Source organism: Thiopseudomonas alkaliphila, from assembly GCF_001267175.1.
Taxonomy (GTDB): Bacteria; Pseudomonadota; Gammaproteobacteria; order Pseudomonadales; family Pseudomonadaceae; genus Oblitimonas; species Oblitimonas alkaliphila.
The window spans coordinates 1,765,758-1,781,104 of the sequence record NZ_CP012358.1 but is presented as its reverse complement, the minus strand read 5'-3'; the positions used below and the strand labels follow the sequence as shown (position 1 = coordinate 1,781,104).

12 protein-coding genes are annotated in these 15,347 nt (G+C 45.7%); 6 read left to right on the top strand and 6 right to left on the bottom strand.

Translation table 11 applies throughout. From position 1 onward, the window contains the following. Complete coding sequence (locus AKN87_RS08580; protein WP_053103162.1) at positions 1–2,538, bottom strand: TonB-dependent receptor plug domain-containing protein; 2,538 nt, start codon at positions 2,536–2,538, stop codon at positions 1–3. A 135-nt stretch (positions 2,539–2,673) separates the two neighbouring features. Then, positions 2,674–4,518, bottom strand: coding sequence for a dihydroxy-acid dehydratase (gene ilvD, locus AKN87_RS08575; protein WP_053103161.1), 1,845 nt, complete (start codon positions 4,516–4,518; stop codon positions 2,674–2,676). A 290-nt stretch (positions 4,519–4,808) separates the two neighbouring features. Between ilvD and glmS the strand changes: the two genes are divergently transcribed. Both glmS and AKN87_RS08565 read left to right on the top strand, forming a co-directional pair. After that, the gene (gene glmS / locus AKN87_RS08570; protein WP_053103160.1) at positions 4,809–6,653 is read left to right on the top strand and encodes a glutamine--fructose-6-phosphate transaminase (isomerizing); all 1,845 of its coding nucleotides are present in this window, start codon (positions 4,809–4,811) and stop codon (positions 6,651–6,653) included. Positions 6,654–6,746: 93 nt separating this feature from the next. Continuing rightward, entirely contained in the window at positions 6,747–7,070 is a 324-nt protein-coding gene (locus AKN87_RS08565) for a PDDEXK family nuclease (protein ID WP_199533064.1), read from the top strand. Between the two features lie 406 nt (positions 7,071–7,476). Here the strand turns inward: AKN87_RS08565 and AKN87_RS08560 are convergent, their stop codons facing one another. Both AKN87_RS08560 and AKN87_RS08555 read right to left on the bottom strand, forming a co-directional pair. Next, complete coding sequence (locus tag AKN87_RS08560) at positions 7,477–8,676, bottom strand: YbfB/YjiJ family MFS transporter (RefSeq protein WP_173568166.1); 1,200 nt, start codon at positions 8,674–8,676, stop codon at positions 7,477–7,479. A gap of 49 nt (positions 8,677–8,725) precedes the next feature. Next, a complete protein-coding gene (locus tag AKN87_RS08555) occupies positions 8,726–9,796 on the bottom strand; it encodes an NAD(P)H-dependent flavin oxidoreductase (protein ID WP_053103158.1) in 1,071 nt (356 codons plus the stop codon). A 107-nt stretch (positions 9,797–9,903) separates the two neighbouring features. On the opposite strand from AKN87_RS08555, the gene AKN87_RS08550 reads away from it, so the two are divergent. Further along, positions 9,904–10,746, top strand: coding sequence for a LysR family transcriptional regulator (locus AKN87_RS08550; protein ID WP_053103157.1), 843 nt, complete (start codon positions 9,904–9,906; stop codon positions 10,744–10,746). Between the two features lie 349 nt (positions 10,747–11,095). After that, positions 11,096–11,545: a PACE efflux transporter gene (locus AKN87_RS08545; RefSeq protein ID WP_231692535.1), complete on the top strand. Its 450-nt coding sequence runs from the start codon at positions 11,096–11,098 to the stop codon at positions 11,543–11,545. On the opposite strand, the gene AKN87_RS08540 is transcribed toward AKN87_RS08545, so the two are convergent. Further along, positions 11,542–12,402, bottom strand: a complete 861-nt coding sequence (locus AKN87_RS08540) for an alpha/beta hydrolase family protein (protein ID WP_053103156.1) — start codon at positions 12,400–12,402, stop codon at positions 11,542–11,544. The two genes, AKN87_RS08545 and AKN87_RS08540, sit on opposite strands and share 4 nt — an antisense overlap. A gap of 94 nt (positions 12,403–12,496) precedes the next feature. On the opposite strand from AKN87_RS08540, the gene AKN87_RS08535 reads away from it, so the two are divergent. Together AKN87_RS08535 and AKN87_RS08530 are read left to right on the top strand one after the other, a co-directional pair. Continuing rightward, a complete protein-coding gene (locus AKN87_RS08535; protein ID WP_053100723.1) occupies positions 12,497–12,862 on the top strand; it encodes a MerR family transcriptional regulator in 366 nt (121 codons plus the stop codon). 19 nt (positions 12,863–12,881) lie between these two features. Then, the gene (locus AKN87_RS08530) at positions 12,882–14,072 is read left to right on the top strand and encodes an NnrS family protein (RefSeq protein WP_053103155.1); all 1,191 of its coding nucleotides are present in this window, start codon (positions 12,882–12,884) and stop codon (positions 14,070–14,072) included. Here AKN87_RS08530 and AKN87_RS08525 read toward each other — a convergent pair. Further along, complete coding sequence (locus AKN87_RS08525) at positions 14,069–15,199, bottom strand: HPP family protein (protein WP_053103154.1); 1,131 nt, start codon at positions 15,197–15,199, stop codon at positions 14,069–14,071. The genes AKN87_RS08530 and AKN87_RS08525 overlap by 4 nt on opposite strands. Between the last annotated feature and the right edge of the window lie 148 nt (positions 15,200–15,347).

Sequence of the window (15,347 nt, the reverse complement as noted above, 5' to 3'; positions counted from 1 at the left end):
TTAAAACTTATACCCTACTTCTAGCCAAAATTGTCTCCCGGCTTCGTAAGTGGGGATGGATTCTCCTAATACGTTACTGGTGGTAGTGGCAATTTTTCGATTTAACACATTAAAAATATCTAGATTAATAAAGGGAGCTTGATTATTAGTTAAGGGTAGCTCCCAACTTAGGCGCATATCCCAAGACCACGCATTGGCATAACGCGTTCTCTCCCAGATATTGACGGTTTTTCCTTGATACTCGGTTTTTTTGCCGCTGTTTTCAGTTTTGCTATAACCGGCACGGTATCTAAAAAAATTGTTAATCGAGAGATGGTAAGGTTCAATCTGAGTTAGCGTATTTAAACGCGCAGTCCATGGGCGGTGATAGTTATCAGCGGGTCGATCAGCATAACGGATAAATTTTCCATCATATTGAATATAAGGATTTTCAATGTAGCTATCAGTAATCCCTGATTCGTTGTAAGCCGGCGCCGAGGATTTGCTTTTACTCCAATCTAATGCCAGTAAAAACTGTGTCTGGGTTGCGCCTAATTGCCAAGCCTGTTCTGGTTGAGCAGTTAAGGTATAGGTTTCAGTGCGACTGTGCCCGCCATTGGTATAGGTGGTGAAGTTATTCGACAAGGTTGGGTCTTGCGCATTAGTTTGTCCTAACGTTTTTCCTTTTACTTCGATGACCTGATCTTTGCCTTCACGATAGACGTAATTAAAAGCCCATTTAATACCTGAGTAGTGGTGAGTTAAACCAAGGGTCAGCTCATCATCATAGGGAATATCGAGCTGATTAAATTGAGTGCTATTAAGTCCTTGAGCGATGGTGGTCCATGGCGTATTAAGATCTTTACGTGTATCAGTAAAACGTAATCGATTCAGGCCGTCACGTAGCCGCCAGCTGGTGATGTTGCGGCCATAATAACGGTTGGCCCCCGTTGAAATAATAGTTTGATTATTACCAAGCAGGTCATAGCTAAGTAACAAGCGTGGAGCAACGGTTGTTTTTTTCATGTAGTTGTCATGATCGAAGCGAATGCCTGCTCGAGCGCTAAATTGTTGGTATTGCATTGTGTTTTCAATAAACGCACCGAGTTCATACTGATTAAAACTAAATTCACCTTCAATAAAGCGAGTGCGCGTGCTGGCGTATTGTCCTTGCCAACCATTAACCGTAGCGCCTAGGGCGCAAGCATGATCCATAGAGCCATCTGTTTTGTGGCAGCTATTGGTTGCTTTAGGAGAAACATAGGTACTATTTTCAGTGAGCCGCTGGTAGTTATTCTTTTTCCAGCTGGTATCAAGACCTAGGCTCAGGCTATGGCTCCATTGCCCTAGATCTAGAGGATGCCAATTGATGGCAAGATTATACTGATAGCTTTCTTGCTGCTGTTTAATGTCACCGAAGCCACCTTCTAGGGACATGGCACTGGCGCTAGAACCGGTACCCCAAAACTTACTGGTGGACTTGCGCCAGTTAAAAAAGTCATCTTGGTCGGAGTCCCGAGATTGCTCTAAGCGACCATAAGCAAAATTTTGTTCAATCTGCGCTGAGTCTGTATCTAACAGAGCTTTAATTGCATGCTGATAACCGCCGGCTTTGGTTTTAACCCCAGAGTGATAGGTATTGGCTGCAAAATAGCTGTTTTCTTCAGGAGCATAGGCGCTGCTAAACTCAAGGCTTAAGTTATCTTGTACTTGCCAAAGACCTTTAAGAAAGTAGTTATCTATTTGCCGACGTTGAGTTTGTTTCTGATAGCCCATGGTTTCGACATGATGTGGTGAGTATAAACCTAACGGAATTTTAGAGTTTTTTTGATTAAAGCTTGCAAGCAACCCAAAGTTATCAGTGAGATGTCCTTCAAGTGTGGCACGTAGAGTGTATTTAACAAACTCAGGCTGATTATCTGCACTACTTGATAGAGCAAAAGACTCTTTCTCAGCAGCGTGAATATGATATTGAGTCCAAGAAGAGCGGCTCATCTGTGCAGAAATTTTTCCTTGAAAGTCTTGGCTAGGAGCCCGAGTTTTTGCCTCGATTACTCCCCCGGTAAAATGACCATAAGAGGCGGGCACGTTAGAGTCATAAACAGTGATTTGCTCAATTAAATCAGTATCTACGGCTAAACCTTGACTACGCCCTGGTGCAGTATTAGCGCGGTTAGAATTTTGCTCAGCAGGATCTAAATCATTATTCATACTGATGCCATCAAGTAAAAATGAGTTTTGATAAAACTGTGCCCCATTAATACTGATATTGGCTGGAGCTATTTCTCCAGGTGTTTTGCTGCTGAGGTGTGCATTATCAAACTGCACATTGGGGTGTAGCTTTAGCACGCTAGTGAGGTCACCGTTGCCTGCGGGTAAGTGCTCTAGCATTTTCCGATCAAAAGTTACAACACCAACTGGCTCGGGCGCAGCAATAACGGTTTCCTTGTTTAAGGTAATAGCCGTGGTGGATTGGTTCGAATCGGTAAGCTGATCAGCTTGTGCATAGAGTGGACTGAGACCAGCAAGTAAACTGAAGGGCAGATAAAAGTATTTCATTATAATTCACAGAGGACTTTGGGCGCGTGAAATATAATGTAAATAATAATTATTCTCAAATAAGAATTTAGTGAAATAAAAACCGGCAGCTGATGAGCTACCGGTTTTTCGGGTGAAAGGAACCCCTTATTAGTTTTACATCAACTCATCTAACAGCTTGGTATCACGCACGGCACCTTTGTCGGCGCTAGTGGCGAGCATGGCGTAGGCTTTGAGCGCTGAGGTGACTTTACGGGTGCGCTGCTCGACCGGTTTCCAGCCTTTTTTATCTTGCTCCACGCGGCGCGCGGCCAACTCTTCATCGCTGATCAGCAGGTTGATGCTGCGGTTAGGGATATCAATCAGGATTTTATCGCCTTCTTGCACTAAACCAATCGCACCGCCTGAAGCTGCTTCAGGTGAGGCGTGGCCAATGGATAAACCTGAAGTACCGCCAGAGAAACGGCCATCGGTTAACAGAGCGCATTCCTTACCTAAGCCTTTAGATTTTAGGTAAGAGGTTGGGTAAAGCATCTCTTGCATGCCCGGGCCACCTTTAGGGCCTTCGTAGCGAATAATCACGATATCGCCGGCTTTTACTTCATCGGCCAAAATGCCTTTTACTGCAGAATCTTGGCTTTCAAAGATTTTCGCGCTGCCCTCAAAGACATGGATTGATTCATCAACTCCAGCGGTTTTAACTACGCAGCCATCTTCGGCGATATTGCCGTATAACACGGCTAAACCGCCTTCACTGGAGTAAGCATGTTCTACGCTACGAATACAGCCTTGCTCGCGGTCATCGTCTAAAGAGTCCCAGCGAGTAGCTTGGCTAAAGGCGGTTTGGGTTGGAATACCCGCAGGGCCTGCCTTAAAGAAGGTGTGCACTGCTGGATCAGTGGTTTGGGTAATATCCCACTGGGCAATCGCATCAGCCATGGTAGGGGCATGTACGGTTGAAACATCGGTATGTAACAAACCACCACGGGCGAGGGAACCTAAAATACTGAAGATACCACCCGCACGGTGCACGTCTTCCATGTGATATTTCTGAATATTCGGCGCTACTTTACACAACTGTGGTACATGGCGTGACAGACGATCAATATCACGCAAATCAAAATCAACGCCTGCTTCTTGGGCTGCAGCTAATAAGTGCAAAATGGTATTAGTAGAACCACCCATGGCAATGTCGAGCGTCATGGCATTTTCGAAGGCTTTAAAGTTAGCAATGCTGCGTGGTAGTACTGCTTCGTTATTGTGCTCGTAATACTGTTTGCACAGTTCCACAATGGTGCGGCCCGCTTGTAAAAATAGCTGCTCGCGGTCAGCGTGGGTGGCGAGCATCGAACCATTGCCCGGTAGTGATAAACCCAAGGCTTCAGTGAGGCAGTTCATTGAGTTAGCGGTAAACATACCCGAGCAAGAGCCGCAGGTTGGGCAGGCGCTACGCTCGTACTCGGCAACTTTCTCATCAGAGAAACTATCATCTGCGGCTGCCACCATGGCATCTACTAGATCTAAGCCGTGATTAGCTAGTTTGGTTTTACCCGCTTCCATGGGGCCGCCTGAAACAAACACCACAGGAATATTCAGGCGCAGGGCAGCCATTAGCATACCGGGGGTGATTTTATCGCAGTTAGAAATACAGACTAAAGCATCGGCGCAGTGGGCATTGACCATGTATTCCACTGAGTCTGCGATGATTTCCCGGCTGGGAAGCGAGTACAGCATGCCATCGTGACCCATGGCAATTCCATCATCCACCGCAATGGTGTTGAATTCTTTAGCAACACCGCCGGCCCGTTCGATTTCACGTGCGACTAATTGGCCCATATCTTTTAGGTGCACGTGTCCTGGTACAAACTGGGTAAAGGAGTTGGCAACAGCAATAATTGGTTTTTGAAAGTCTTCATCTTTCATTCCGGTGGCGCGCCACAGAGCACGGGCACCGGCCATATTGCGGCCGAACGTAGAAGTTTTAGAGCGATAATTAGGCATGACGGTTTCCAGCAAAAATAATTCAAACAGGATTAAGCACAGTTATGGCTGTGGGCGGGATGTCCGCGACAGCATAAAGCTGCTAAGGCCGCCTTGGGTAGTGGCGAATAATGCCTTGATCATACGCCAGCTTAGCAGTCACGGCAAAGGCTGCCGGGCTTCGGGCACAGAGTTTGCCGTTATCTAATTTTTTTACATTTTTTTTGAACTGAAAAAGCGAAATTTCACTCTTTTACCGCATAATTATGCGGCGCAAATCGCGTATCGAATCAATACCTAATGGGGCCAATATGTGTGGAATTGTTGGAGCTATTGCACAGCGTCCAGTTGCTGCAATTTTAATTGAAGGTTTAAAACGACTAGAGTACCGCGGCTATGACAGTGCAGGTGTGGCGCTGATAACAGAGCGCGGGCTTGAACGTTGTCGGCGTGTGGGCAAGGTGGCGGAATTAGCCCATGCCCTAGATACCGAGCCTTTAATTGGCCAGCTGGGCATTGCCCACACACGTTGGGCCACGCACGGGATTCCTAGTGAAGCTAATGCTCATCCCCACACTTCAAGAGCCTCCTCGCAGCCCAGTATTGCGGTGGTACATAACGGGATTATTGAAAATCATGCTCAGTTGCGCTCCGAGCTAGAAGCTTTGGGCTATGTTTTTAGTTCTGAGACCGATACTGAAACCATCGCTCATTTATTGCACTATTTAAGCCAGTCCACCCCTGATTTACGTAGTGCACTGCAACAGGCCTTGCCACGTTTGCATGGCGCCTATGGTTTAGCTGTGATTAGTAGTGATCAACCGGATCGAATTTTAGCCACCCGCAGCGGCAGTCCGTTGGTGATTGGGGTGGGAATTGGCGAGCACTTTATTGCCTCTGATCCGCTGGCGCTGCGCCAAGTCACTGATCGCTTTGTTTACTTGGCAGAAGGCGATATCGCCGAAATTAGGCAAGAGTCCTATCAAATTTGGGATGAAAGTTTTAGCTCAGTACAGCGCCCAATTGAGCAGGCACAAGAGACGGCGGAAGCAGCAGAAAAGGGCAGTTATCGGCACTTTATGCTAAAAGAAATAGATGAGCAGCCCAAGGTGGTGCAGCAAGCATTGGCTGAGCGAATCAGCGCAACCCAGGTGCAGACAGGATGCTTTGGCGCAAGGGCGGAGCAGATTTTCTCTAGGGTGAAAAACATTCAAATTGTCGCCTGTGGTACCAGTTACCACGCGGGATTAGTGGCTAAGTATTGGTTAGAAGAATTAACCAATACCCCGTGCCAAGTCGAGGTGGCCAGCGAGTTTAGATATCGTAAGGTAGCGGTACAGCCGGATACCTTATTTGTGAGTATTTCGCAGTCGGGCGAAACGGCGGATACTTTGGCCGCCCTGCGCCATTTAGATTCAGCCCATTATTTGGCTAGCTTAACGATTTGTAACGTCGCGAGCAGCTCCTTAGTGCGTGAGTCAGATTTGGCCTTACTGACAAAAGCCGGTCCGGAAATTGGTGTGGCTTCCACTAAAGCCTTTACCACGCAGTTAGTTGGCTTATTGTTGCTTACCTTAGCCATTGGCCGTGCGCGTGGCAGTTTATTGTCTGAGCAAGAGCAGGAAATCGTCGAAGAGCTGCACCAACTACCCAGTAAGCTGTACGAAGCGTTGGCCTTAAATGGTGAAATTGAGCAATTATCAGCGCTGTTTGCCGATAAACAGCACTGTTTGTTCTTAGGGCGTGGTGAGCAGTTTCCGATTGCTTTAGAGGGAGCGCTGAAATTAAAAGAGATTTCTTATATCCATGCCGAAGCTTATCCAGCGGGTGAGTTAAAGCATGGCCCACTGGCGCTGGTCGATAGCACTATGCCCGTCGTTACGGTAGCGCCCAATAATCAGCTGTTAGAAAAGCTAAAGTCCAACCTGCAAGAAGTTCGCGCTCGGGGCGGTGAGCTGGTGATTTTCGCCGACGCCAGCACCCAACTCGCTAATGAACCCAACACCCTGCAGATCAATATGCCCAGCATTCATCCAGTACTGGCGCCTATTCTCTACACTATTCCTTTGCAATTACTGTCGTACCACGTTGCCGTGATTAAAGGCACTGATGTCGACCAGCCAAGAAACTTGGCCAAAAGTGTCACGGTGGAGTAGGAGATTTTTATGCTGTTTTGTGGTGTTGTGGCGTGACAATAAAGTTGGTAACTTTGCTCCATACATTTAATGCTCAAAATTGAGGTGTGGAGCATGACAAGCAGCACACTTGACTCACGTTCTTTGAAATGGATAAAACAAGGGCGTGGAGCTGGCTCCGGTAAAGACTATCAACCTTGGCTAACGGTCAGAGATTTCCCCTCTTCTGGCCGCTCCCATCGTATCTGGGGATTTCAAACGCAGCGTACCCACCACCTGCTTTCAGATTTAGAGTTAGCAGCTTTCTTTTTGTTTGACTGGAACCCATTCGCTACCGATATACGTGAGCAATATCCTCTCAGGTTAGAAGACCCCCTTGAGCTTGCAGAACAAGCAGGTATTCGTCATCTTGCTTTTATAAACATCCTAATTTACTGAAAAGATGTAGTCCAGTAAGCCTGAGTAGATATGGGTAGCTAATATTATTTACCTTCCTGCCTGTTAGGGAGAGGCCTATTTTAGCGTGTCCACTAATGTTTATTCGAGCAAAGCTGTTGGTTATGAGATGCATCAAACCTGAACTCCGCTAAGGTGTTAAAAAATAAACGTAGCAGTCAACTTCTGATTCAACGCTCTGATCGTGGGGTGTATACTCTAAAGTTTATTATGCATTGTATACAAAATATGGCGTACGATGCCTTATGATTTAAGACTATGATTGTTACCAAAATGCGCTAACTGAGTGGATTAACGGAGTGCTTAAACATGAAAGTCTTATTGGTAAGCCGCATGATCTAGCTCTTAATTAAAATAGTGTAACTCTGTTTTAGTACTAGACACTAATTTAGCTACTGGTTTTTTGAGTAATTAATAAAGAAGTGATCAACCCCCAAAATAACGAGGCAGCACTTAGATTGAAGGCTAATAATAAAGAACCATTATTTTTTAACCAAAGGCTAGTTATCCAAGGACCTACTAGTTGAGTTAGGCTATAAAGAGCCACTAAAGCCGCTGAAAGTCTCGGTGCTTGGTGAGGGTGTAGAGTGCGTGCTAGACGTTGTGTAAGCAGTACTGTCCCAAGAAAAGTATTACCCACTAAAAGAGCACACACTGTTAGGCCTATTGGGAGTGGTAAGTATAAAACTGCGATTACACCCAAAAACTGCACTAAATAGTTTAGGCGTAAAGCTTGTACATCTCCCAAATAGTTGCCAGCTTTATTCCATATCCAAGGGGATGGAAGAGTAGCTAAAGCCAAAATTAGCCAGCTGCCGTTTGTTAATAAACTATGTTCAGACAGTCCTGTTGACGCAAGTGTTGGGAGGTAGGTCATAGGTAAAATATAGCCTAAACCCGCTCCTGCATAGGATAAAAAAAGTGGCGCGCTAGCATAATCGATTAAAGGTGTTTGGCTGGGCTTAATTAGTTTATTGGTATCTCCTTTTTTAATGCTCTGGATATCTATCCTGGATAACTGAATATATCCCCAACTGGCTAATGGTATTGCGATAATGGCTGCTGGCCACCAGCGTTCGGCACCATTTAAAAAACTAGATGTTAAAAAGACTAATAAACTTGAAAGTATTAACCCTATGCTCACGCCTAAGTAAACCAATCCACTTAAATGTGGGCGTTTATGATGACTTAACCATTCTAAAACCAGTGAAGGGGCTTGTACAAAAACCAACCCATTGGTAATGCCATTTATTAAGCGGAGGACTGTAAGTTTTGTTGTGTTATCAGCTTGCGTTTGCAACAAAGTCGAGAGAACACTAATAGTGATAGCCCAAGGTAAAATTCTTTGGATATGACTTAGAGAGCTCCAGTAAATCGCTGCTATAGCACCTAGCAGGTAACCTAAGTAGTTCCATGTGACGATAATTGACCCTTGTTGCAAACTGAATAGATTATCTTTTATCAGCCAAGGCATGAGTGGAGTGTAAATAAATCGTCCCAGTGTATGGACTACAAGTAATAAGGTAGCACAGGCAAAAATTACTCGAAACATTGAAGGTTTAGGCATAATCGATATTCTTCTTGGCAAGAAAAACAGCTAAAGAGAACAGGTTATTAGTCTCTTTAGCTGGGTTATATTAAGATCTGTTTTGTAGTGCTATCAGACGTTCTTGCTCAAGCGTTTTTACTAGTAATGCTGCTGGCATTTCACGAATCAAAGGAACGGCTTGCCCAGCCCAGTGAGCTGAAAAATCAATACAGTCAACCGTATTTGCGGCAGCACCTAAGGCCTTTCCTAAACTATAAGCTATAGGGTAATCAGGTAAATCAGTTGCTAGTTGCTCTGGCAGAGTATAGAACCGATTTGCTAATCCGCGTGCGGGTCTGCCCGAAATATAAGACGTAATTTTTGTGGTGTAGGTTTGATTACTTTTCAAGTTGGCGCGATATGAGGCATTAGTGGCTGATTCTGGGCATAGCAGAAAAGCTGTACCTAATTGTGCTGCACTAGCGCCTAGCAGCATGGTGCTTGCAATAGAAGAACCGTTCATAATGCCACCAGTAGCGACTATAGGTAATTTGCAGTGTTGCTTTAAAATTTGTAGCAAACAGGGTAAGCCAAGTTGCAAATCTTGATTCGCATCAAAAATCCCACGATGTCCGCCAGCCTCATAGCCTTGAGCAATAATTGCATCTAACCCAGCTTGTTCAATCATGAGCGCTTCTTTTAAAGATGTTGCACAGGCTAATAAGTAAATACCAGCTTCTTTTAAGGCATTAATAGTGGTCTTACTGGGTAAACCAAAGTGAAAGCTAACAACGGGTGGGCGTTCTTCGAGTAGCATAGCTAGCATTTTTGAGTTTTCAATAAACGATTGATAATCGCATTCTAAGCGTTGAGGAGGAGTGCTAGAAAAATCGGTGAAGTGGGGAGTAAAGTGCTCAATCCAGCGTTGCTCTTTTGCTGGATTAGCTACCGCAGGTTGATGGCAGAAGAAGTTCACATTAAATTTTTTTTGGGTTGCAGCTTTTATTTGTCTAATTTTTTTTCGAGCAGTATCTACACTTGCGTTACCTAGAGCTAACGAGCCTAAACCACCCGCTTCAGATACAGCTACTGCTAATGCCGTTGTTCCAACCCCAGCCATTGGTGCTTGGATAATAGGCAGTTCAATAGCTAATGCTTTGATTAACGGGTTAGTACTCATGATTTATCTCCAATATTGAGTAATTGATTAAAAAATCAGTATGATCATCTTGATTAAAGATTTTTTAATCAAGAGTATTCTGTTTTTGAGATGGGGGGTTCTGAGGTATGGATTTACTAAATCTTGAAATATTTTGTACTGTTGCTTATGAGTTAAGTATTACTGGGGCTGCTAAGCGGTTAAATCGTGCTCAGTCAAATGTTAGTACACGCATTCAACAGTTGGAGAGACAGCTAGGTGTTACATTATTACTGCGTGATAGTAAGCAAATACGCTTAACTCGCGAGGGAAAGTCTTTTCTAGGTTACTGTGAACAAATGCTGGCTTTGGCTAAAGAAGCAAAGCAAGCACTTCATCCAGTAGAGCCTTGTGGCGAGTTGCATATAGGCTCAATGGAAGCAACAGCTGCCAGTCGTTTACCTGCATTGTTAGCAGGATTTCAGCGGCGTTGGGATAAGGTATCACTTAGGGTCAGTACTGCACCCAGTCGACGATTGCTGGAGCGTATTTGTGACTATAGCTTGGATTGTGCGTTTATTGCATTAGGGAGTGAGGAGAAATTGCCAAGTAACTTAATGGTTAAACAAGCATTTTCTGAACAGCTTCTGTTGATAGTTCCGGAACGATATAGACATCTGGAAGTACGTGAGTTAACTAAATTGCGTTTAGCATGCTTTGGTGAGGGTTGTAGTTATCGAGACTATGCTCAGACCAAGGTTTTTGCTAACCAGTCCTTAATGGTACAGGAGCTTGGCTCTTACCATGGAATTATTGCTAGTGTTGCAGCTGGTTCTTGTGTAGGAATTTTACCTAAATCGGTACTTGATCTACAGCCGCAGAGGATGGGTCTTAGTGTGATTGATCTAGAAATACTAAATACTGTTTTGGTATGGCGAAAAAACAACAATAGTTACGCATTAAAAGAATTTACTCAGTTGTTTGGTAGCTAGATAACAGTAGATGGAATAGAACATATTGGATGTGCGTATGGCCAGAGTTCGATAGGGGTACAAGCTGTTCAATGACCTAGCAGCTATAATCATCTGAAATATTTAACTTGCGGAACTGACGACCATGAGTCAGTTGAGCCGATACCAAAACCATTGAGCAATGATAAGGCCTGATTTTCTCAGACACTTAACCACTCGCTAGAAAAGTCAGTGTTGTGATGAGCAAAGGCTTAGTAGTGTTACAATCCCCCACCTAGGCGGAAACCGTGGCCTAGTTTTGCCCTGTGTGGGGCGTTGCAAATTAGCCGGGGCGGGCCGGTTCTTGGAACTTATTCTTTGAGCCGAGTGAATGATGATTTATTTACGTCCTGTGACTCGCCGCATAGTGTATGTGGCGTTATTTGAAGCCTTCGCGATTCTGTTATCCACATTGTTACTGATGCTGTTAAGCGGCGGCGATGCCCAAGAGTCATTGCCGGTTGCGGTGGCAGTATCGGTGATAGCAGTGGTGTGGAACTACATTTTTAACAGTTTGTTTGAATGGTGGGAGAGCACCCGTAATTATCCCGAACGCACCGTGGCAATTCGTATTGCCCATGCCAGCTTATTTGAGTTGGGACTGATGCTGCTGACCATTCCGTTGTACATGTGGTGGTATCAGGTAGGGCCGCTGCGTGCGTTAGTTATGGAAGCCACCATTCTAATTTTCTTCTTGTTCTATACTTTTATCTTCACCTGGGGCTTTGATTTAGTATTTGCACTGCCAGAAAGACAAGAGGAGCAAGCGCTAGAAAGCTAGCGCTGCTGAAACTCTTGTAGCTGCTGAAAAATATCCTGCCAAATATGCTGATTGGCCTTTCTAAAGTAGCCAAAATGACCGATTGCCCGTTTGGGGCTGCTGGCTGCATCGTAGTTTTTAAAGCTAATACCGTGTTGACTGTGGATATGTTTCCAGAGGTTTTCGGTGTTTTTCGGGGTGGAGATTTCATCATCCGAAGCGGTAATAACATGCACCGGAAATCCCAGTTGTTGATAAATACTATTAGGCACCGCCTCAGCGTAGTATTTAGGCGAAAAAAACATACTGTCTTCTTTGCACCAGTTGCCCCACTCAATTGCCATCTGGCTGGGCAAATCTTCCATTAACTTGAGTTTTTTCGCCGGAACATAGCCACATAAGCGGACGCTAAGCGGTACGATGACTCTAAAGAATAAGTTGGCTTGCAAGCGATAACCTAAGGGCATATGCGGCATATGACCCGCTGAGACCGCTACCGCAACTAATCCAGCTAATTGTTGGCTGGCTTCGGTAAAGCCAATTTGCTGACCGCCTGCGCTGTGGCCAATGCAATATAGCGGTAGCTCAGGAAATAGAGCCTTCGCCTGATTAATCGCCGCTGGAATATCGTAGTTACCAATATCAGCATAACGATAGGAGCTATGTTTGATGCTGCCGGTGCGTGATTCGCAGCAACCTCGGTAATTCCACAGCAACACATGGTAGCCCTGCTCGGCTAAAAACCGCGCAAAAGGCAGATAAAATGAGGTCTTAGTCGCGGTACCAGGGTTAATGAGGACAACAGCTTTAGCTGCTTTAGCCTCAATCAGCTGCCCAGCTAAAGACACCTGATCGGTTGTTGTAAATTGTATTTTCATGGTGTTTTGCTCAAAAAGTGACTATTCAAATGCATCTAGTCTTACTATGCTAAACCTTGGAGCGTACTCCAAGGTCAAGCGCAAGAGGAATTTTATGCAAATTAAACAAGTTGTTGAAAAAACTGGCTTAAGCCGCGATACCATTCGTTTCTATGAGCAGCAAGGCTTAATTGCTGAGCCTAAACGCACCGAGAATGGCTATCGACAGTATGATGAGTCGGTGATTTTGCATTTAAATATGATCAATCAGGCCAAAGATTTAGGTTTTACTTTAAAAGAGATCAAGCAGTTAGTTCAGCTGTTGTATTCACGTGAACTCACCCAAACGCAGATGCAGCGGCAATTGAAAATAAAACGTGAGGAAATTAATCGTAAACTCAGTGAGCTGGAAAATATTCGTCAGCAAATTGATTTGGCCTTAGCCGGTTTATGTAAGTATCGCGAACAGTTAAAGGCGTAATTGCCTTATAGGATGCCCCATGCAGATCACCGATCGTCAGCAAGGATTAACTATTACCCCTATTTGGCGTTTAGCCTTTCGGCCATTTTTTCTATTTGGCATGGGCTTTGCCGCATTAGCCGTACCTTTATGGGTGTTAGCACTCAATGGTTATTTAGCCGATTTTACACCTGCTAGCGGGTGGCTTAATTGGCATCAGCACGAGCTGATTTTTGGGTTTGCCGTGGCAATTATTAGCGGCTTTTTACTCACCGCAGTGCAAGCGTGGACCGGGCAGCCTAGTTTATCGGGGCAGCCGCTATTAAGCTTATTTGCCATTTGGTTGGTGGCGCGTGGTGCCTGGTTATTGAATGCACCCTTAGTCTGGTTAGTGGCGCTAGATAGTTTGTTTATGTTGGCTTTGCTGTTACAGATGAGCCTGTTACTGATCAGCGCTAAACAACAACGCAATTATCCAGTGTTATTGATCTTATTGCTGTTATTAGCGGCAAATAGCAGCTTTATGTGGGGTATTAGCCACGATCAACCCGCGCTAGTGCAGCAATCAAGTTATGCCGGGCTGTGGCTGATTGCGGCGATGATTACCTTAATTGGTGGGCGAGTGATTCCTTTTTTCACCCAGCGCGGCTTGGCACTGACTCAGGCTTTACCCCGTTCAGCTGGGCTCGATAATGCCTTATTAATACTGACCCTAGGTTTAGGCTTGCTGTATTTATCAGGAATTGCAGCCGTGCTGGGGCGGTATTTGGCACTGATTTGGCTGCTGCTGGCAGTGGGTCATGGCTACCGTTTAGCCCGCTGGTATCGCAGCGCAATTTGGCGCGTGCCATTACTCTGGTCGCTGCAGCTGGCTTATGGCTGGTTGGTGATTGCCTGTGGTTTATTTGCGCTGTGGCAAGTGGGTTGGATGGCCTCGCCCAGCAGTGCGGTGCATGCCTTTACCGTGGGCGCAATGAGCAATATGATTTTGGCGATGGTGGCCCGGGTTAGCTTAGGTCATACCGGACGTCCCTTGCAGCTCGGGCGCTTAACTCTAGTTAGCCTAGTGTTATTTAATCTAGCAGTGATTGCCCGAGTGCTAGTGATTCACTGGGACTACGCCATCGGTCTGTGGCTGGCCAGCGCATTATGGCTGTTGGCATTGGGTCTATGGTTTATCCAGTACTTGCCGATTTTAACCCGTGCCAGAGTTGATGGGCATCCGGGTTAAGCGGCAATATGGCACCGCTGTAATACCAAGCGATAGAGGCCCGCAATTAGATCTGTTTGGCTGAGTATACCCACCAGTTGCTGCTCAGCATCGACAATTGGCAGGCTATGCAGTGGTTGTTCAGTCATCTGTTTTACTAGCTGCAAAATAGGGGTATCAGGCCTAGCAAACAGGACCTCGGTAGTCATAATTTGCTGCACGCTACAGGTCTTCGGCGTTTTACTCAGCCAGCGCTTAGGTGTTTTGGGTTGTTGCAGTAAAGTCTTAAGTAAGTCATAGCGGGTAATAATCCCCACCACCCGCTGTTGCTGCACGACCGGTAAGGCTTGTAGTTGCTGGGGCTGCATCAGTTCCCAGGCCTGATCTAAGCTCGATTCTGCAGTAATACTCAGCACAGGGTAAGACATTAAATCCGCTGCGGTTAATTGTTGGGTCATCCGTTTAAAAGCTTGTTGTTCAGTGAGTTGCAGTAAATTGACTAAATCTTCAATGCGCACATCCACGTAGTGTCCTAGCTGTTGCAGTGCTTGGGTTAAATCTTGCTGTTGTAACTGAGTGCGTTGCCAGCTCGGTAACGAGCGATTGGGATCAGGCGCCGCTGGCGCTGCCAGTTTGGGATAAGGCTGTCCTGTCAGATTATTAAACAGCAGCGCACAGGCCAACAGTAATAGCGAGTTACAGAGCACCACCCAAAGAATGCTGAAGCCCCACTGCGCCACCAGATTAGGGCTGAGGGCTAAGACCAAAGCGACAGCGCAACTAGGTGGATGCAAGCACCGCAAACACAGCATGCCAAGGATGGCTAAGGCAATGCTGAGCCCGGCACGTAAGGCGGGATCTGCAATTAATACAGCGCAAATTAATCCAATGCTACCAGCGATTAAGTTACCGCCAATTAATGACCAAGGATGAGCCAAAGGTGTGTTGGCGGTAACAAACAATAAAACCGATGAGGCGCCAATTGGAGCGGCTAAACGCAGTGCAACGTCGGCGCCAAATAGCCACTGGCTGACTGCAACGACCCAACTAACGCCCAGTAAGGCGCCACAGCTGGCGCGTAGGGCATGTTTGGGGGTTATGGCAAAGTGCAACGGACGAAAGGCTTTCAGCCAGGCAATAAAGGGCACGTGTGATCCTAGAAGATAACCAATAACTTGAAACAGTGCTCAGCTTAGCATGAGCACTAATGCGGGCTACAGCATCGGCTTAGCTTTATTGCTAGGCGCAGTTAAGCGCACACACTAGGTTATAAGCACTGAAGCGATAGGAATTCAT